Origin of the sequence: Methanobrevibacter sp. (genome assembly GCF_045130115.1) — an archaeon.
Lineage (GTDB): Archaea > Methanobacteriota > Methanobacteria > Methanobacteriales > Methanobacteriaceae > Methanocatella.
Genome location: NZ_JBGUPC010000040.1, coordinates 63,443 through 79,765 on the forward strand (window position 1 = coordinate 63,443; position 16,323 = coordinate 79,765).

At 34.8% G+C, this 16,323-nt stretch carries 24 protein-coding genes; 17 read left to right on the forward strand and 7 right to left on the reverse strand.

The genetic code is table 11. The features are described 5' to 3' along the window. The first annotated feature begins 33 nt into the window (after positions 1–33). From ACJMML_RS06910 to ACJMML_RS06930, 5 genes are read left to right on the forward strand one after another with little or no spacing between them, the layout of a single operon-like run. Positions 34–1,116, forward strand: coding sequence for a hypothetical protein (locus ACJMML_RS06910; protein ID WP_405306598.1), 1,083 nt, complete (start codon positions 34–36; stop codon positions 1,114–1,116). Between the two features lie 11 nt (positions 1,117–1,127). Then, entirely contained in the window at positions 1,128–1,586 is a 459-nt protein-coding gene (locus ACJMML_RS06915; RefSeq protein ID WP_405306599.1) for a DUF1890 family protein, read from the forward strand. A gap of 1 nt (position 1,587) precedes the next feature. Then, positions 1,588–1,902: a DUF1894 domain-containing protein gene (locus tag ACJMML_RS06920; RefSeq protein ID WP_292603436.1), complete on the forward strand. Its 315-nt coding sequence runs from the start codon at positions 1,588–1,590 to the stop codon at positions 1,900–1,902. Then, on the forward strand, positions 1,899–2,843 hold the full coding sequence (locus ACJMML_RS06925; protein ID WP_405306600.1) for a methionine synthase: 945 nt from the start codon (positions 1,899–1,901) through the stop codon (positions 2,841–2,843). Before ACJMML_RS06920 ends, ACJMML_RS06925 begins: the two co-directional genes overlap by 4 nt. 46 nt (positions 2,844–2,889) lie before the next feature. Further along, positions 2,890–3,429, forward strand: a complete 540-nt coding sequence (locus tag ACJMML_RS06930) for a zinc ribbon domain-containing protein (RefSeq protein ID WP_405306601.1) — start codon at positions 2,890–2,892, stop codon at positions 3,427–3,429. Between the two features lie 37 nt (positions 3,430–3,466). Here ACJMML_RS06930 and cobM read toward each other — a convergent pair whose 3' ends face one another. Further along, on the reverse strand, positions 3,467–4,219 hold the full coding sequence (cobM, locus tag ACJMML_RS06935; protein WP_405306602.1) for a precorrin-4 C(11)-methyltransferase: 753 nt from the start codon (positions 4,217–4,219) through the stop codon (positions 3,467–3,469). A gap of 97 nt (positions 4,220–4,316) precedes the next feature. On the opposite strand from cobM, the gene ACJMML_RS06940 reads away from it, so the two are divergent. Genes ACJMML_RS06940 through ACJMML_RS06950 form a run of 3 tightly spaced genes read left to right on the forward strand, consistent with a single transcriptional unit; the run spans position 4,317 to position 5,591 of the window. Beyond that, complete coding sequence (locus ACJMML_RS06940; RefSeq protein ID WP_405306603.1) at positions 4,317–4,709, forward strand: hypothetical protein; 393 nt, start codon at positions 4,317–4,319, stop codon at positions 4,707–4,709. Beyond that, entirely contained in the window at positions 4,706–5,203 is a 498-nt protein-coding gene (locus tag ACJMML_RS06945) for a class III signal peptide-containing protein (RefSeq protein WP_405306604.1), read from the forward strand. Before ACJMML_RS06940 ends, ACJMML_RS06945 begins: the two co-directional genes overlap by 4 nt. A gap of 16 nt (positions 5,204–5,219) precedes the next feature. After that, positions 5,220–5,591 (forward strand): carboxymuconolactone decarboxylase family protein, encoded by a 372-nt coding sequence (locus ACJMML_RS06950; protein WP_405306605.1) that lies wholly within the window; start codon positions 5,220–5,222, stop codon positions 5,589–5,591. Between the two features lie 31 nt (positions 5,592–5,622). On the opposite strand, the gene ACJMML_RS06955 is transcribed toward ACJMML_RS06950, so the two are convergent. Further along, on the reverse strand, positions 5,623–5,808 hold the full coding sequence (locus ACJMML_RS06955; RefSeq protein ID WP_405306606.1) for a hypothetical protein: 186 nt from the start codon (positions 5,806–5,808) through the stop codon (positions 5,623–5,625). 40 nt (positions 5,809–5,848) lie between these two features. Here ACJMML_RS06955 and ACJMML_RS06960 point away from each other — a divergent pair, with 40 nt between their 5' ends. Both ACJMML_RS06960 and ACJMML_RS06965 read left to right on the forward strand, forming a co-directional pair. Further along, on the forward strand, positions 5,849–6,154 hold the full coding sequence (locus ACJMML_RS06960) for a hypothetical protein (RefSeq protein ID WP_405306607.1): 306 nt from the start codon (positions 5,849–5,851) through the stop codon (positions 6,152–6,154). Then, positions 6,155–6,523 carry a hypothetical protein gene (locus tag ACJMML_RS06965; RefSeq protein WP_405306608.1) on the forward strand — a complete coding sequence of 123 codons (369 nt, stop codon included), beginning with the start codon at positions 6,155–6,157 and terminating at the stop codon, positions 6,521–6,523. Here ACJMML_RS06965 and ACJMML_RS06970 read toward each other — a convergent pair. Genes ACJMML_RS06970 through mtxX form a run of 3 tightly spaced genes read right to left on the reverse strand, consistent with a single transcriptional unit; the run spans position 6,520 to position 8,772 of the window. Continuing rightward, complete coding sequence (locus tag ACJMML_RS06970; protein ID WP_405306609.1) at positions 6,520–7,281, reverse strand: TatD family hydrolase; 762 nt, start codon at positions 7,279–7,281, stop codon at positions 6,520–6,522. The two genes, ACJMML_RS06965 and ACJMML_RS06970, sit on opposite strands and share 4 nt — an antisense overlap. Positions 7,282–7,284: 3 nt before the next feature. Next, complete coding sequence (uppS, locus tag ACJMML_RS06975) at positions 7,285–8,049, reverse strand: polyprenyl diphosphate synthase (protein ID WP_405306610.1); 765 nt, start codon at positions 8,047–8,049, stop codon at positions 7,285–7,287. Between the two features lie 9 nt (positions 8,050–8,058). After that, entirely contained in the window at positions 8,059–8,772 is a 714-nt protein-coding gene (gene mtxX, locus ACJMML_RS06980; protein WP_405306611.1) for a methanogenesis marker protein Mmp4/MtxX, read from the reverse strand. A 111-nt stretch (positions 8,773–8,883) separates the two neighbouring features. Between mtxX and ACJMML_RS06985 the strand changes: the two genes are divergently transcribed. The 3 genes from ACJMML_RS06985 (at position 8,884) to ACJMML_RS06995 (ending at position 10,797) form a co-directional block, all read left to right on the forward strand. After that, a complete protein-coding gene (locus tag ACJMML_RS06985; protein WP_405306612.1) occupies positions 8,884–10,125 on the forward strand; it encodes a hypothetical protein in 1,242 nt (413 codons plus the stop codon). An 88-nt stretch (positions 10,126–10,213) separates the two neighbouring features. Further along, complete coding sequence (locus ACJMML_RS06990) at positions 10,214–10,507, forward strand: hypothetical protein (protein ID WP_405306613.1); 294 nt, start codon at positions 10,214–10,216, stop codon at positions 10,505–10,507. Beyond that, a complete protein-coding gene (locus ACJMML_RS06995; RefSeq protein ID WP_405306614.1) occupies positions 10,504–10,797 on the forward strand; it encodes a hypothetical protein in 294 nt (97 codons plus the stop codon). The genes ACJMML_RS06990 and ACJMML_RS06995 overlap by 4 nt, the downstream gene beginning before the upstream one ends. Before the next feature lie 19 nt (positions 10,798–10,816). Here the strand turns inward: ACJMML_RS06995 and ACJMML_RS07000 are convergent, their stop codons facing one another. Then, positions 10,817–11,197, reverse strand: coding sequence for a hypothetical protein (locus ACJMML_RS07000; protein WP_405306615.1), 381 nt, complete (start codon positions 11,195–11,197; stop codon positions 10,817–10,819). 42 nt (positions 11,198–11,239) lie between these two features. Continuing rightward, entirely contained in the window at positions 11,240–12,331 is a 1,092-nt protein-coding gene (locus ACJMML_RS07005; protein ID WP_405306616.1) for a cation diffusion facilitator family transporter, read from the reverse strand. 89 nt (positions 12,332–12,420) lie between these two features. Between ACJMML_RS07005 and ACJMML_RS07010 the strand changes: the two genes are divergently transcribed. The 4 genes from ACJMML_RS07010 to ACJMML_RS07025 all read left to right on the forward strand — a co-directional run bounded on the left by ACJMML_RS07010 (position 12,421) and on the right by ACJMML_RS07025 (position 16,303). Continuing rightward, positions 12,421–12,960: a glutathione peroxidase gene (locus tag ACJMML_RS07010; RefSeq protein WP_405306617.1), complete on the forward strand. Its 540-nt coding sequence runs from the start codon at positions 12,421–12,423 to the stop codon at positions 12,958–12,960. Between the two features lie 126 nt (positions 12,961–13,086). After that, positions 13,087–13,512: a universal stress protein gene (locus ACJMML_RS07015; RefSeq protein ID WP_405306618.1), complete on the forward strand. Its 426-nt coding sequence runs from the start codon at positions 13,087–13,089 to the stop codon at positions 13,510–13,512. Between the two features lie 8 nt (positions 13,513–13,520). Continuing rightward, positions 13,521–13,910 (forward strand): hypothetical protein, encoded by a 390-nt coding sequence (locus tag ACJMML_RS07020; protein ID WP_405306619.1) that lies wholly within the window; start codon positions 13,521–13,523, stop codon positions 13,908–13,910. 20 nt (positions 13,911–13,930) lie between these two features. Further along, positions 13,931–16,303, forward strand: coding sequence for a CDP-glycerol glycerophosphotransferase family protein (locus tag ACJMML_RS07025; RefSeq protein WP_405306620.1), 2,373 nt, complete (start codon positions 13,931–13,933; stop codon positions 16,301–16,303). Positions 16,304–16,323: the final 20 nt, after the last annotated feature.

The following is a 16,323-nucleotide window of genomic DNA, read 5'->3' on the forward strand; positions in this document are numbered from 1 at the left end:
TTATATTTTAATAAATTAAATTGTGATTAGAATATGTTGTTAATTGCTCAAAACCACTTACAATTAATTGTTGAAGTAGGAATAATGCTATTTGTTGCATGGATATTTGCATTGAACTTAATTCCATTGTCTTTAAGTGTTGTAACCTTTTTATCCTTGTTTATTATGGGTGGTTTTACACTGATTTTTGGAGCAGATATTGCTCTTTTGATATTGTCTTCAAGTCAGGCGGAATTTACTCACCCGTTCGGGCCGATTGCTCTTTTGGGTACGGTTGCGGCTTTGGCATCGCTTAAGGTAATGAAGGAATCGGGTGTTGATATACGGCCTTTAAGAAGATTTGTAATATTGTTCCTTGCAGGAATTACCATATTTGGGGGATTAATGCACAGATCCTTTTTAATTTTATGGTTAATTGGATTATTCTTCGGTTATCTGATGATTTCCAAATCATTCAGAGAAAAATCTGTATTCACCATGAAAAGGGTTGGATTGTTTTTAGGTGTCGCAGGAGTAGGTTTCATTCTATTGGAAGCTGTCTCAAGGATAACCGGCATGACAATTTTCTCACCTATGTTGAGGTTCAGCAGGATTGAACAATACTCACTGTCAAGTATTAAAACCGTATTGCATAATATTCAATTAATTGGTCACAATGCATCAGCTTCCTATTGGGGAGCAGAGGGCACTGCCTTTGCTGAAGGTTATATTACCTTGCCGATGCAGTTCGTTTTATTCTTTGGTCTTCCTTTCCCGATGTTCTTTGGTATACTTGTAAACCAGAAAGATACAATCGATTATATGCTTCCGGGTATCTTCGGATATGGTTTTGACTTTGGTATATTGGGACTTGCAGGATTAATGGCATTTGTACTTGGAACCATACTTATCGGATTTAAAGTACTGAACATGTACAGAGAAAAAAGGGAGAAAAACAATAAAAAATACCTTGGAAGAGAAGTATTGTTGACAGGAGCATTGGCTTCATTCTGTGCACAGGCATTAATTGGTTTATTTGTATTCAACAGGACAATTAATGGTATGGCATTGTTAACATTCATATTTGTCGGTACATTGATTTTGGCTAATGTAGTTTCACTCAAAACAAGATCATAAGAGGTAATTTTATGAAAGCTTTAGTATTACTTGGATGTCCAGAAACTCCATCTCAGACTCCAATGGCTGTTTATGTTTTTAATAAATTAACAAAAATGGGTTATGACACAACTATCGCTGCAAATCCTGCGGCTTCTAAACTTGTAAAGATATCAGACCCTGAAGGACTTTACAATCTTAATATCGTAGATTTGGAAAGGACCTTGGGTGATATCAATGAAGGAGATTATGATTTGTTAGTGGGTTTTGTTCATAAGGATGCGGCAGCCTCATTTTTCGTAACATTTGACCAGATATTGCAGACTAAATCATTAGCATTGGTATTTTCAAGAGATGCTGATGAAGTAGCGGAATTTGTGACAATGATTGAAGAAAGCGGAAGTGATGCTTTAATCGCTGCTGTAAGAGCTTTCCATAATCCTTCCCCAATAAAAGTTAAATTTGACAGAGCAATTAAGGAGTTTGAATAGAATGTCTTTTTGTTTAGATACTTACCTTCAACAGTCTGATAATTATGAAATCCATGCTTCAAAAGCAGGTTTTAAGGATTGTGCAATGATTATAAGATTCAAAGCCGATGATTTAGTATACATTAAGCCCGGCGATGAAGTTTTAGGCGTTCGTGTTATTGGAATTCCACCAATACCAATTGGATTTGACCATGAGAAAGGAACTGTTTTTTTACCTTACACCAAACCTTGTCATGGAACTTCAGTTGTGGAGCTTCCAATCGATGAAGAGGAAGTCGAAAAAATCAGAAAATTAGATACCGGTAATAAAAAATGAAATCTACAGTTGTCGGAAGCTTTCCAGTTGAAGTAAAACAACCGTCTTCAACTAAAGATAAATTATTGAATGCATTTGGTGCATATGATCCTTTTAAAGAGGCTATTAAAAGTAGTGTAATATCTCAGCTTGATGCAGGAGTTGATATAATCTCTGATGGTCAAGTTAGGGGAGACATGGTTTCTATTTTCACTGAGTATATTCCCGGAATGAAGATTGTTGACGGAAATACTGAAATCATTTCAAAAATCAGGAATCCCACTCAGGAAATTTCAGTTAAAGACTTGCAATATGCCAAAAAGGTCATGAAGGATTACTTTAACGGCAGTATTCCTGAAGGCAAGGGGGTTAAAGGGATAATCACAGGTCCAAATACCATCGTACACTCTTCAAGAATATCTAGTTTTTATAAAAACAAGGAAGATGCAATTATTGATTTGGCACACTCCTTGAAATTTGAAGTTGATGCAATAGCCAAAAAGGTAGAACCGGTCTACATTCAAATCGATGAACCATTCCTTTCAACTGGGATGGTGGATATGAAAACCGCTCGTGAAGCTATTGGCATACTGCATGACGGTTTGGAAATACCATTGGCAATGCATGTTTGCGGCATCCTGAAGGATGCTTTTAAAGATATTTCCAATTTCAATGTTGATATTCTGGATTTTGAATTTGCAGGAAATAACGTTAATCTCGATGTTCTTGAAAAGAATGCCAATTTAGTTTCTGATAAAAAAATCGGTTTTGGCTGTGTCGATTCATCTGTAAATACTGTTGATGATATCGCTGATGTCGATGAATTGGTTTTAAAAGCTATTGAAATCGTTGGAAAAGACAATTTGATTTTGGACCCTGATTGCGGATTAAGAAGGGCTCCAAAAGATGTCGCTTTTGAAAAATTGAGATTAATGAACGAAATCAAGGATAAATACAGTTAAACTTTTAAACATTTGTTTCACTACCCAATCATCACTGGTGTTTAAAATGAGCGAATATTGCAGTAAATGCGGAGAAAAGTTAAAGGAAGATGCAGTATTTTGTGCTAATTGCGGCGAGAAAGTTGCGAATAAACATAATAGATTCTTAAACAGGAACGTAATCATTATAATAATTATTTTTGCCATTTTGGCTATTTTTTTATCAGCCACTATTTTGTCCCATCAAACCCAAAAGGTCAAGGTTGACAATGTTGAATTTGAAATCCCCTCCGATTATGTCAAGGAGCCGCTGAGAACCGATGTCAATTATGACGCCAACGTAAAATCAAGCGCAATGGGTTGGAGCAATGATGACAATTATATTGAAATTGGTGTTACAAGAACGCCTGGGGCGGGCATAGACAGCCAAAAGGTGGCAGCGAATTTGGGTGGAACACCGACAAAAATGTATGGTTATACTGGATATTATCTTGAATTTGAAAATGAAGGATGTGCATTTGTATTCGGAATAAAAGATGAAGTATGTATGGTTTATGTTTCCGATTATGATGTTTTCGATGATATTAATGTAATAGGTGCGGTTTAAAAAAATAAGTTTTGGGATAAAAAATCAATTCCCAAATCTAACGATATTCATGTTTGAAGTTCTTGTCATATAACTTGGATGCGTTAAAGTCGCCAGGGTCTAGGACATCTCCCACCACAATCATTGCAGTCTTTGTAATATTGGCATCTTTAACTTTTTGTGCAATATCCTTGAGGGTTCCTCTAATTATTTGCTGGTCTGGCCAAGTTGCCTTTTTGACTACTGCTACTGGAGTGGTTTCCTCATAACCTTCGAGCAATTCTTCAACAACTTTATCGATCATTCCTATGCCCAAAAAGATGCACATGGTTGCATGATGCTTTGAAAAGCTTGCAAGGCTTTCACCATCAGGCTTTGGAGTTCTGCCTTCAGGACGGGTAATGATGACACTTTGTGAAATCTCAGGTAAAGTTAACTCAGCTTCAAGAACACTGGCAGTACCAAATAGGGAACTTACTCCCGGAATGATTTCATATTCAATGTCGTGCTTTTTCAGTTCACGTATCTGTTCGCCGATAGCTCCATAAATTGATGGATCGCCGGTATGTACACGGGCAACCAATTTGCCGTCATTAACCGCTTCGGTTATTATTGCATCGGTTTCCTCTAAATTCAAATAAGCGCTATTGTGAATTACACATTCGTCTTTTGCAGGACATAAAACATTTTTATTGACAAGTGAACCTGCATAGATGATTACGTCAGCTTTTTCAATTACATTTCTTCCTTTAACGGTGATTAAATCAGGATCTCCAGGTCCTGCACCAATAAAAACAACTTTACCTTTCATAATATTATGTTTAATTTATTTATTATTTAATTATTTGGTATCAAAATTGACTTTGATTTGGAGCAAAGTTTATTAATATCTAAGATAATTAAGAAATATGGATAATAAAGGTTTTATTTCAATAGAATATTTATTTTCACTATTTATTCTTATCATTATTGCTTTAGGAGTGTTATTTTATGCCTCATCAGCAATATCGTCAAGTTTTAATATTGAAGATAGTGTAACGCATAGGTTGATTCTGGATGATGTGGCCAATCAGATTAGTCAGGTGAACTCGAATGGCATAGGATATTCAAAATATGTCCAGCTACCATCCGATAAGGGATATTTTGAGATAACTGTTGAAAAGAACAAACTGACGATGGAATATGGCGATAAAAAAGGGGAGACATTGATGATGCTTGCAAATATGGACTCCAAATATAAACTTGTAAGCGGAAGGAGTTATATGGTAACAAAAACCTCTGAGGGGGTTGTTATATCATGATGGATGACAAGGGACAGATTTCAGCGGAATTCCTATTCCTGTTTGGAGTTTTGATATTGGTGGTCATGCTGTCAATAGTTTTTGTAGCAAATGAGCAGGAATTGAATGTTGCGATGAGTGCAGCTCGAAGCGGTGCAAATGAGGGTCTTGCAACTTCATCATGTGCAATTTATCCTGAAGACACATTTCGTGATTATTCAGCATCAAAGACAAGCTTGCTGTATCCGTATTCAGTTAAAATTGTTAATGTTTCTTATGAGGAGTTGGGTCATGACATAAACTATGATAAAAAGAAAATACAGTTCAAGGTATATGCCAAAACATCACAACGTTTCAGCAATTCCGAATTGGTTTCCATTGGTGATAGGATAAACTATAATTTGAGAAAATCAATTGCAGTAAGCTTTAACAGTACCGCTTCAACGAATAAATTGTACAATCCGGTATTTTCTCCCCATTATGTCTATACAACCGCTAATGTTAAATGGATTTAGGGATATACTATTAATTATGAACAGATATGAAAAAGGTAAAAAATGCTTAGAGGGCATTCAAAATAAGTCAGTTGAAGAAATCTTTAAGGAACTCGATGATATCGCTCCGGATTTGTCCAGATTTGTCATAGAATATCCTTATTCTGAAATATATACTCGTGATGAGGTTGACTTGAAGACCCGTGAAATCTGCACAGTTTCAGCATTGACTGCTCTTGGAACAATTCCCCAGCTTAAGGAACATATCAATGCGGCATTGAATGTTGGAAATACTCCTACAGAGATTGTTGAAATCATGATGCAGATGAGTGCCTATTGTGGTTTTCCAAAGGCAATCAATGCAGTGATGGCCGCTAAAGAGGTATTTGCCGAAAGGGACCTGCTGTAGGTGACTAATGTATCCTGATGACATTAACATTTCAGAGGTTAGCTATGACAGGATATGCCTTAACTGCAAGTACTGGCAAACTGTCACCCAATTGGATGGCTCCGCTCAGAGTGTGGTTTGCCGTTTGGGAAACGGCCACACAAATCCTGGCGATACGTGCAGCCAATTCATGCCCGACAGCACCTTTGACAGCTTGCAGGACCCAAACAAGTATCATGACAAGTCACACAAGTTAAGTGTGTTCAGGCGGTTTTAACATGACTTTTAAAGCAATTGCATCCAAACTGCAGGATGAGTTAGTTGATATAATTAAATCCAAAAAGGAAGTAAATGACTATGAGCTGATTGTTTACAAGTATCTATTCATTTCAGAGCTGAATATTCCAATCTTTGAAGAGTTAGGGGTTGAAATAACTGAGGATTCATTCATATTGTATGTCATCCCTGATGATTTGGAATTTAACCTATTGCGTGATTTGGATGACTCATTTGACAAGTTTACAATCACATTTTTACCTAATTCATATAATATTTTAAAATTGAAATTCAAATTAAGTGATTAAATGTATAATGAAGAAGAAAAACAGCAATTGATGAATGATTTGATTGAAATGGAAACATTCAAGGCGGACGTAGGTGATGAGGGAAAAATACTTCAAAAAGACTTAAAGGAGTATTTCATCAACGGAAATGGCGATAAGGAAGATCTGATATTTAGATTGGAGTACTATCTCTATGCTTTTAAGTTATTTTGCCGAAGGTCAGTGAAAATAGATAGGAATCAATTCATTGTCTATTTGAATGATTCTCTTTTGGATTATCATTTAATTAATCTTGTTAAAAATGATTTGGATGAATTTGAATTGGAAATAGAAGCGGTTAAAGAAAATAAGGATGTTCTGATTAATCTGATTTTCACGCTTCATTATTAGATTTTGAAAATTTTACGGGCATTTCTGGTGGTAATCTCATCAACAGCCTCAACATCCATGTCTTTTATCTCTGCAATTTTGTAAACAGCATTTACAACATTTACAGGTTCATTTCTCTCTTCTTTTGTCATTGCCAGGTATGGGCTGTCGGTTTCGGTTAGGACATAGTCAAGATCTATCTTTTCAATAAGGTCCTGATGGTGCTGTGAATAGCACAGCATTGTGGAAAAGCTCATTACACAATTATCCATGTTCATGATTTTTTTGGCGGTCTTAAGGCTGCCTCCATAGCAATGAAAAACAAAATAGGGAATGTCTTCGTATTCGGGAATTATGTTGACTGCCTTTTTCTCACAATCTCTCACATGCATGACAATAGGTACCTTATATTCATTGGCAAGCTCCAGAAATCCTCTGAATATTTCTTGCTGTCTTTCACGCAATGCCTTGTCTGTAACGTAAAAGTAATCCATTCCGACTTCGCCAATCGCTACAATGTCGTCAAGATATTTATCAATATTCTCATGGGTTGTTTTGATGTCTGATTCGGTGGCGTTTTGTGAGCTTACTGGGTGAAATCCAAAAGTAGGATAGATAAATCCTTCATAATCTTTGGAAAGCTGCAGGACATCCATGTTGCTGTCATTGCTGTATCCGGAAACGATTACATGGTCAAGTTTTTCCTGGGCTCTTTTGATGACGTCCTCACGGTCGCTGTCAAAGTCCTTAAAGTCAATGTGGCAATGGGTATCAATCATTGTTTAAACTCCAAATCTGCGTTCACGCTCTTGATATGACCTTATGGCCCTTATAAAATCAACTTTTCTAAGTTCCGGCCATAGAGTTTCACAGAAATACAGCTCGGAATAGGATGATTGCCAGAGTAAAAATCCGCTCAGACGCTCTTCCCCGCTGGTACGGATAATTAGATTAGGGTCTGCAAGGCCTTCAGTATAAAGGTTTTTGCTTACAAGCTCTTCGTCCACATCATCAACTGTGATTTCTCCAGCTTGAACCTGTTCAATAATCTTTTTAAATGAATCTATGATTTCCAAACGTCCATCATAACCAATAGCTATATTAAATAATCTTTTATCGTAATGTGCAGTTGCATCCTCTGCTTCTTTTATTGCATCACGCACGCTTTCAGGTATCAGCTCGGTTCTGCCGACTACCTTTACCTTCACTTCGTTTCTGTGTATCTTTTCGTGGTCCACTAACCTTTTGAAGTTTGTAACAAATAGGTTCATCAATCCTTCAACCTCGTGGGGAGGTCTATTGAAGTTTTCTGTTGAAAATGCATAAACGGTAATAATTTCAATTCCAAGTTCTATACTCCAGTCAAGAACCTTTTCTAAGGTATCAACACCTATTTCGTGTCCTTTGACAACATCCATATTTCCTTGAAGCTTGGAGTATCTTCTGTTTCCATCCATAATTATAGCAACATGTTTTGGCATTTTTTCAGGCTTTAAATCACGAGTAATATACCATTCATATAATCTATAAAGTATGTTTTCTGACATATTCATCACTTATTTTGATAATTCATCAGCTAATATTAAACTACGGACATATCCATCAATGCTTTGGTCTCGACTTGTGTCAATGTAAATCTTATCTATACCGAATGTTACAGCTCCGTGACTTGGCCATGAACTGACCAGAACAAGTGTCCTAAAAATCATGTTTCCCACTCGTCCGTTTGGAGCGATAATAATGTTGGCTTTGCTGTTTATCGCTTTTTCTATTAGAATGAAGCAATTTTCGACTTCTTCTGATGTGTTTTCCTGAATCAGTTTTGTTAATTTTTTGCTGTCGATTATTGAATTTGATACTTCGCCGCCTCTTCCGAAGTCATCTTCCCTTCCTTCAGCTAAAACTGCAATTTTAGGTTTTTTACCTACTTTTTTGAGAAAATCAATACAGTTCAGCACGATTTCATATTTTTCATCGATAGTATTACCTTCATCAATTCCAACAGGGGACAATAGAAACTCGTGTCCATTTCCATTAACGTATGTTGCCCTTGACAGATTCGGGTAATGTTTCTTGAGATATTGCATAATATTGGAGGCAGGAAGTGATCCACGAACCACTGCATCGATATTATCATCTAAGACAGCTTTTATCAAGTCATCGTCACTATATATTAGTCTTATATCCGTTTTTGGGTGTTTTTCTTTGAAAATATGACATGCTTGTATGATATTTTCGTTTTCACCAACACCAATAGCTATTGTTTTCATTAATTTAATTATATATATTTCATTATAAATTAAAGTTTTCTAATTAATTGGGTTTTCTGAAAAATTTTTAAGTAATCAAATTAAAAATATTATCAAACTGTGGGGATTTTCATGACCGGAAATATTAATGATCTGTCAAGCTATAGTCAAGAGGATATTGAAAAATCAAATTTAATCAAAGGGGTCTTAAGGGAATTTGTGCCTTTAAAAATTTCCAAATGTTATTCTAGAGATATTTCATTTGATAAAAAGTCACACCTGGAATCTCATATTGATGCGAATGTTATCCATCAATTGGATTATGATTATAGTTCAGATGAATTTGAAGAGGATAAGCATGTTTTAAAATCTCCTTCTGATAGAGGAATTCTTTCCAAATATTGCCCTGAATGCGGTCGCAGATATCCTAAGAGCGAAATTATATGCCTTGACTGTTTGGTTCGTCTTAAAGAATTTTCCGATAAGATTGATGTTGGAGATATAGAATCAAATCCCCGATTCATATTCAATGGGCAAAATGATTACGTTTCATTTGAGGAATTGTTAGAGAGGAACAATCTCATAAGAATTAATGAATTTGAATTTACAATCGATGATTATTCGACTATCCTGCATGATATCAAATCCCAGGCTTTTGTTAATTTTGATAATTTGGTTAAGGAAAATAAGATAGACTTTGAGGGTCTCGATATCCTTGAAAAAATAATATTGTTTACAAAATCCTTTGTAAAAGTTGAATACAAGTCATCCGGTGCCCAGTTAGGTTATTTTGAATCAGATACCATTTCCATTGATGACAGACAAACAAAATCCCTTCAAATAACTACCATGATTCATGAATTGTCTCATTTTTTAATCCAGGAAATCCTGATTCATATTCTTTGCAAGTTATTAGATGCCACTCGAAATTCCCTCATTGAATCATTAGTTACATTTATACTGTCCTATACTCATTTCACCCAATTGATTGATGAATACACAGCCCATAACGTTGAGGGACGATTTACAATTTTCGGATTTCAGGATTACTCTTCATTTACTCAAATTGAACAAAGAATGGACGGGGAAATGACAAAAGATGAAATTGAAATTACAAAATCAATTGGAAATACTTTTGCAATATCCATTAAGGAAATATTGGAATCCCTGATTGATAAAGAAATGCGTGAAGAAATAAAAGAACAGTTTTTAGAGGACGTTTTGGATAGGCCAAATTACAGGGCTTTAGAATTGGAAAACTGCCAAATTCTAAATGAGGAAGGGTTTATTAAGGCCATTTGGCTGATTTTAAATGAGGGATGTGAAGTTGCCGCTTCAAACATTGGCAGACTAATCTCCATTCATGAGGAATAACAATTTCTAGATTTTGGCATCGATAGGTGGTGGATGTTGATAAAATAGTTTAGAAAATGACTTATATTTTGACAACAAAACTAGATTTATGAATGTAAAAGACAAAATTTTAAACCTAAATCAGGAACACACCGGTAGCACTGCAGATATTAATGACTTACTTTTAACAATTATTACTAAATTCCAGTTATTTGAACCTTGCGCTTACTTGTCTGAGGATGATGAATGGCTTAATGTCAGTTTGATATCAATTGAAGATAATAATTCTGGTCAGGCATTAACCATCCGCAAAAGCGAAATCACCACATTCGGCATTTTCAATCGTGAGGAAATAGAGCTTAATTTTGCTCCTCAAAATGAATCTGAGGATCTGTATCAATGAAGGAAATCTTTCTAGATGAAGACTTTGATGTTGAGAAGGTAACATCACAAATCACCAAAATCATGGATATGTGGTCAATTCAATTTTTGGACATTAATGGACCTAATTGGATAATATATGACTATGATATGCATGTGAAATACGTGTTCCAGTTTCAGGTGGATTTCAATGACATCGAAGTCCGCATAAAATTAGAGGATTTGAAATTGAATGTTATTCATCACATTGAATCTCTGAGGGATGAGACAACATATAGGGACAATTTGACAAATGCAGTTTTTATAAAATAAAAAAAAGAAAGAATTAAAATTATTTAATTCTTGTATTGTAGTATCTTACACCATCTGTATCGAATGTGTACCATCTGTCAACTTCAACGTCATAACCTTCGCCGACTACAGTTACATATGAATCGGTTTGAGGATTATATACTCTTGCAGTTGTGTTGTTGGTCTTTGTGTCGTTTCTTGGTGAATTATCTCCAACAACAGTATCATTTGTAGCGTTACCGTTTTTATCAATCATAATGACATTAGGTGTGTCATTAGTGGTTGTATTTTTGGTAACGTTTGCAACAGTAACGTTATTTACTGGAGCTTCACTGTTAGTGGTGACAATATAAATTCCAACTGCTAAAAGTGCAACCACTAGAATTGCAATAGCAATTAAAATAATGTTATTTTTTTCCATATTTTATCACCTTAATATAATGTTTGTCTAAACTAGTATATATTAATCACTCACATCATAGTCATCAATCATTTCATAATTGAACTGAGGATATTTTGATTTGAGTTTTTCTTGTATTTCGTTTTCAATCTTTTCTCTATCAGCACCAAATTCCATGATGATGTCAAACATTACGAGATTTTGTTCTTCAATAACTATGAATCCGTGAATTTCAAGTATTTCTTCATATTTGCTTATGATTTCCTCTAAGTAGTTGCGAACATTTTCATATTTGTCATTTCTTGCATAGATTCCTACAGTAAGGATAATACCAAATTCATTATAAATTTTTAGTTGCAATGCTCTTGTTAGTTTATGGATATCTAATGCAGTTAGCGTATCATAAACTTCAATGTGTACAGATCCGGACATCTTTTCAGGTCCGTAATTATGCAAACTCAAGTCATAGGCTCCATGAACTTCAGGCATTTCGCATATTGAATTTTTGATTTTTTTAGATAATTCTGAATCGATTCTTAAGCCGATTATGCTGTTTGCTGTTTCCTTAATCATATCAATACTTGCTTTAATGATTACAATGGATATGATGACTCCCAGAATTCCTTCAAGTGAAATGTGGAAAAATATAGAGATTATCGCTGCAACCAAGGTTGACAGTGATAGTATTGAATCAAAAAGGGCATCGCTTCCGGAAGCTACAAGTGCTTGTGAATTTATATTTTCGCCAACACGTTTTACATATTGGCCTAATGCAAGTTTCACAACTATTGCGACTGCAATGATTATAAGTGAAACAGTAGTGTAGTTTGTAGCATCAGGGGTAAAAATTTTTGGCCATGATTCCATAAAAGCGGTTATGCCCGCCCATAAAACGATTGCTGCAATAATTGCTGATGAAATGTATTCGATACGCCCATAACCATAAGGGTGATCTTTATCACGGGGTTTATTGGCAAGTTTCACACCAATTATTGTAATGATGGAAGATAGCGCATCAGTTAGGTTATTGACTGCATCTAATGTAATTGCAATTGAATTTGTCACGATTCCAACAAATGCCTTAAATGCAACTAGAATTAGGTTAACTACTATTCCTATTACACTGGTTTTAATGATTTTTTCCTGCCTTGTCATATATTATAATTTATTTTTGCTAATTAATAGTTTTTTTTACAATAACTTTAAATAGATTCAATGTAAATTTAATTTCAAGGAGGCATTTTATGTCAGTATATGATTTTGAAGTAAAAGACGGTGATGGAAATACAGTTTCACTATCACAATACAAAGATAAGGTACTTTTAATAGTAAACTCAGCAACAAAATGTGGATTCACACCACAATACACAGAATTAAACGAAATATACGCTGAATTCAATGAACAAGGTTTTGAAATCCTGGATTTTCCATGCAATCAATTCGGAGGTCAGGCACCTGGAACAACTGAAGAAATCACTGAAGTTTGCCGATCCAAATGGTTAGTTCCATATACAATCTTTGAAAAGGTTGATGTTAATGGTGAAGATGCATCTCCATTATTTGAATATCTTAAGAATGAACAGCCTTTTGTTGGCTTAACAGGCAAAGGCGCTGGAAAACTGAAACTTGTTGTTAAGATGAGGGACAGACATTACAAAGACAACAATGACATCAAATGGAATTTCACAAAGTTTTTAGTTGACCGTGAAGGCAATGTGGTTCGCAGATTCGAGCCAACTGAAGACTTAAGTGATGTAAAAGAAGCTATAAAAGCTCTTTTATAATCTTCTTTTTTTTATTTTTTAAAATTATTCTAGAATTCACATTCTTTTTACAAAATATTTCATTTCACTAAAATATTATTAACTATGAAATACATAAATACAGTTACATAATAAAGGTGCAAGCAAATGTATAAAAAAATATTATTACCTACAGATGGTTCAACCTATGCAGATCAGGAAGTTGAAAGAGTAGAAAAGCTAATTGCTGAAGATGGTGAAGTAATTGTTTTGTCTGTTGCAGGTAGATTGACCTCTAGCGCTTTTCAATCCCGAAGAAAGGTTAAAAAAGTTAATGAAAAACTTAAAAAGGATGCTCAAAAATTTGTAGATAATATGGCATCTAAATTTGATGAGGATATGAACGTTACAAAAATGGTCCTCACAGGTTTTCCGGCCGAAGTAATTCATGATGTGGCGGAAAAAGAAGGTGTTGATTTAATTATTATCTCTGCATCAGGTAAAAGTGGAATTCACAGATTTGTACTTGGCAGCGTAGCGGAAAAGGTACTTAAAAACAGTGATGTGGACGTGCTACTGGTTCACAATGATTAGGTGTGTGTATGAACTCAAAAACTATTATTACTTTAGTGATTATAATTCTGATAATTGTTATTGGGGGATTTTTCTTTATCCAATCAAATTCTCACAATACAAAAGTAGATGTGATTAGTAACTCTTCTTTGAAGAATGGCGATATGGTTCAGATAGTGTTGACTGATGAGTATAGAAATGTTTATCCTGGCGAACAGGTTCACATTAAGATTTTAGACGATTCAGGTTGGGGAAATAATTATGATGTTGTGACTGATGATTCAGGCGAAGCATCAATTGTTCTATCAACATATAACAACGGAAATTATACAATTCATACTAATTATAATGGAACTTTATTTAATAAGGCTTACCATGGTGTAGATGAATTAGTAATCGACGATGGTTACGGTTACTAATACCATTTTTTTGTGATAACATGGGGTTTAAATCTAAATTACGTAATCTTAAAGATTGTGCTGTCAATTCCATGATTTATAATAATTATTATGATGAGGATATTGACGATAATTTGGTTTATTTGGAATCCCGTGACGGGCTTGATTTCACTGGAAATATATTCAGGATAGTTGAAGAGTTGTCCAGTGGAAAATATGGCGATTTAAAAATCCATGTTCATGCAAAGCCGCAGGTAGTAGATAAAATAAAGGCATACCAGAAAAATTATAACTTAAAAATTGATAAAATCATCACTAAGGAAGCGGTGGCTACAAAAACCCTGGAAAAGGCAAAATATATTTTTACGGATTCTGGCATTAGGCCGAAATATGTCAAAAGGGAAGGTCAGATTTTTGTAAATACATGGCATGGAACTCCATTGAAAGTAATGGGAAAGGACAATGTTGCTGAAGAACACAGAATAGGCAATGTGCAGCATCCTTTTCTTTCAAGTGATTATCTGTTATATCCAAATGATTTTATGATGGATAAGATGCTTAATTCCTATATGATTGAAAAGATTTTTCCTGGAAAGATATTGCTTGAAGGCTATCCCCGCAATTCTATTTTCTTTAAGGACCCAAATGATTTAAAAAGTCTATTGGATTTGGAGGATAAGGAGATATTTATTTATATGCCTACATTCAGGGGAATTCTGATGGACCGTGACAATGAGGGTCAAAAGAGTGATGTTGAAAATTATCTCTTTCAGCTTGATGCAAAATTGAATGATGGCCAGATATTATTCGCTAAATTGCATGTTTTAAACGAGGCAGAAATCGATTTTGAAAAATTCAAACACATTAAAGCATTTCCTCATGGTTATGAAATATATGACATCGTTAATTTGGCTGATGTATTGATAACTGATTATTCCTCTGTATTTTTTGATTTTGCAAATACTCGACGTAAAATCATCTTGTTTAATTATGATGAAGAGGATTACTGCTCATATAGAGGATTCTATTTCCCATTGTCTGATTTGCCATTTCCTAAAGTGCAGACAATTGATGAATTGGTAAATGAATTGAATTCTCCTAAGGATTATGATGATTCAGGATTTTTGGATAAATTCTGCCAGTATGACAATCCAAATGCCGTTCAAAACATCTGCAGACATATCTTTTTAGATGAGAAGGTTTGCAGTGAAAAGACTATTGAAAATGATAATCCCAACATTTTGATCTTTGCTGGAGCGTTGTATAAGTTTGGAATTGCTTCATCTCTTTTCAATTTGCTTAACTGTATTGACCGGACAAGATATAACTTTTTCATAACATTCAAACAATGGGAAGAGAATATTGTGGAAAACCATGAGGAGATTTTCGAGCTGATTCCTGAAAATGTTGAAGTTTTACCTATTAGATTTAATTTGACACCAACTGTTAAGGAGAAACTGGATTATAACAATTTTTATCTCTCAAAAGATGAAATTGACTGTCCGGAAAGTCTTCACAAATTGTTTAAAAGATCTTTTGAAAAGCAGTTCGGAACAGTCAAGTTCGACGCCGTAATCGATTTTGACGGATATAATCATGATGAGACATTGATGTTTACATCATCAGGCTTAAATTCATCCGTTTGGGTTCACAATGACATGGTTCAGGAGGCAAAATGCAAAGGAAATCAGAACCTCAATATTTTAAAGGAAGCGTATTCAAATGCGGATCATGTTTGTGTGGTTTCACCAGGTTTGATTGAGCCAACAAGCAAAATCAGCGGACGAAAGGATAATGTTTCTGTTGTCCATAATTTGAATGACTATAAAACAATTAAGGAAAACTCCAAAAAAGAAATTGAGCTTAACGAAAATACATTCGTATATAATAATGACATTCATGAGGTCTTATCGAAGGATGCATACAAATTTATCACAATCGGCAGGTTTTCACCAGAAAAGGGCCATAAAAGATTGATTAAGGCTTTCAATGATTTTTGCAGGAAGTATCCTGATTCCCAATTGATAATTGTTGGAGGATATGGTGTCTCATTTGATGAAACTTGCAGACTGGTTGATTCTGTCGAGTGTGGAAAAAACATCACATTAATCAAAAATATCTCAAATCCAATGCCTATCTTGGCCAGATGTGATTTGTTTATCTTGTCATCTTTCCATGAGGGGTGGCCGATGGTCATTATGGAAGCTGACACCTTAGATATTCCTATTGTTGCAACAGATATTGAAGCAACTAAAAGCATGGGCTCTTATGGAGGATATTTGGTTGAAAATTCACGGGAAGGCCTGTTAAAAGGAATGTCTGATTTTGTTGAGGGCAAGGTCAAACCTCAAAAATCAGATTATGAAGAGTATAATGGGGACGCTATTGAAGAGTTTTTAAAAATTCTTACATAACTATAAAACTAATGAATAAC

Bases quoted from the DNA above. Each gene is read 5' to 3' on its own strand.
- ACJMML_RS07005 (WP_405306616.1), bottom strand. From the start codon at position 12,331: ATGACAAGGCAGGAAAAAATCATTAAAACCAGTGTAATAGGAATAGTA.
- ACJMML_RS06925 (WP_405306600.1), top strand. From the start codon at position 1,899: ATGAAATCTACAGTTGTCGGAAGCTTTCCAGTTGAAGTAAAACAACCG.
- ACJMML_RS07015 (WP_405306618.1), top strand. From the start codon at position 13,087: ATGTATAAAAAAATATTATTACCTACAGATGGTTCAACCTATGCAGAT.
- ACJMML_RS06955 (WP_405306606.1), bottom strand. From the start codon at position 5,808: ATGATACTTGTTTGGGTCCTGCAAGCTGTCAAAGGTGCTGTCGGGCAT.
- ACJMML_RS07010 (WP_405306617.1), top strand. From the start codon at position 12,421: ATGTCAGTATATGATTTTGAAGTAAAAGACGGTGATGGAAATACAGTT.
- ACJMML_RS06940 (WP_405306603.1), top strand. From the start codon at position 4,317: ATGGATAATAAAGGTTTTATTTCAATAGAATATTTATTTTCACTATTT.
- ACJMML_RS06945 (WP_405306604.1), top strand. From the start codon at position 4,706: ATGATGGATGACAAGGGACAGATTTCAGCGGAATTCCTATTCCTGTTT.
- ACJMML_RS06965 (WP_405306608.1), top strand. From the start codon at position 6,155: ATGTATAATGAAGAAGAAAAACAGCAATTGATGAATGATTTGATTGAA.
- ACJMML_RS06920 (WP_292603436.1), top strand. From the start codon at position 1,588: ATGTCTTTTTGTTTAGATACTTACCTTCAACAGTCTGATAATTATGAA.
- ACJMML_RS06950 (WP_405306605.1), top strand. From the start codon at position 5,220: ATGAACAGATATGAAAAAGGTAAAAAATGCTTAGAGGGCATTCAAAAT.
- ACJMML_RS06915 (WP_405306599.1), top strand. From the start codon at position 1,128: ATGAAAGCTTTAGTATTACTTGGATGTCCAGAAACTCCATCTCAGACT.
- ACJMML_RS06970 (WP_405306609.1), bottom strand. From the start codon at position 7,281: ATGATTGATACCCATTGCCACATTGACTTTAAGGACTTTGACAGCGAC.
- ACJMML_RS06985 (WP_405306612.1), top strand. From the start codon at position 8,884: ATGACCGGAAATATTAATGATCTGTCAAGCTATAGTCAAGAGGATATT.
- ACJMML_RS06995 (WP_405306614.1), top strand. From the start codon at position 10,504: ATGAAGGAAATCTTTCTAGATGAAGACTTTGATGTTGAGAAGGTAACA.
- ACJMML_RS06990 (WP_405306613.1), top strand. From the start codon at position 10,214: ATGAATGTAAAAGACAAAATTTTAAACCTAAATCAGGAACACACCGGT.
- ACJMML_RS07020 (WP_405306619.1), top strand. From the start codon at position 13,521: ATGAACTCAAAAACTATTATTACTTTAGTGATTATAATTCTGATAATT.
- ACJMML_RS07025 (WP_405306620.1), top strand. From the start codon at position 13,931: ATGGGGTTTAAATCTAAATTACGTAATCTTAAAGATTGTGCTGTCAAT.
- cobM (WP_405306602.1), bottom strand. From the start codon at position 4,219: ATGAAAGGTAAAGTTGTTTTTATTGGTGCAGGACCTGGAGATCCTGAT.
- mtxX (WP_405306611.1), bottom strand. From the start codon at position 8,772: ATGAAAACAATAGCTATTGGTGTTGGTGAAAACGAAAATATCATACAA.
- ACJMML_RS07000 (WP_405306615.1), bottom strand. From the start codon at position 11,197: ATGGAAAAAAATAACATTATTTTAATTGCTATTGCAATTCTAGTGGTT.
- ACJMML_RS06960 (WP_405306607.1), top strand. From the start codon at position 5,849: ATGACTTTTAAAGCAATTGCATCCAAACTGCAGGATGAGTTAGTTGAT.
- ACJMML_RS06910 (WP_405306598.1), top strand. From the start codon at position 34: ATGTTGTTAATTGCTCAAAACCACTTACAATTAATTGTTGAAGTAGGA.
- uppS (WP_405306610.1), bottom strand. From the start codon at position 8,049: ATGTCAGAAAACATACTTTATAGATTATATGAATGGTATATTACTCGT.
- ACJMML_RS06930 (WP_405306601.1), top strand. From the start codon at position 2,890: ATGAGCGAATATTGCAGTAAATGCGGAGAAAAGTTAAAGGAAGATGCA.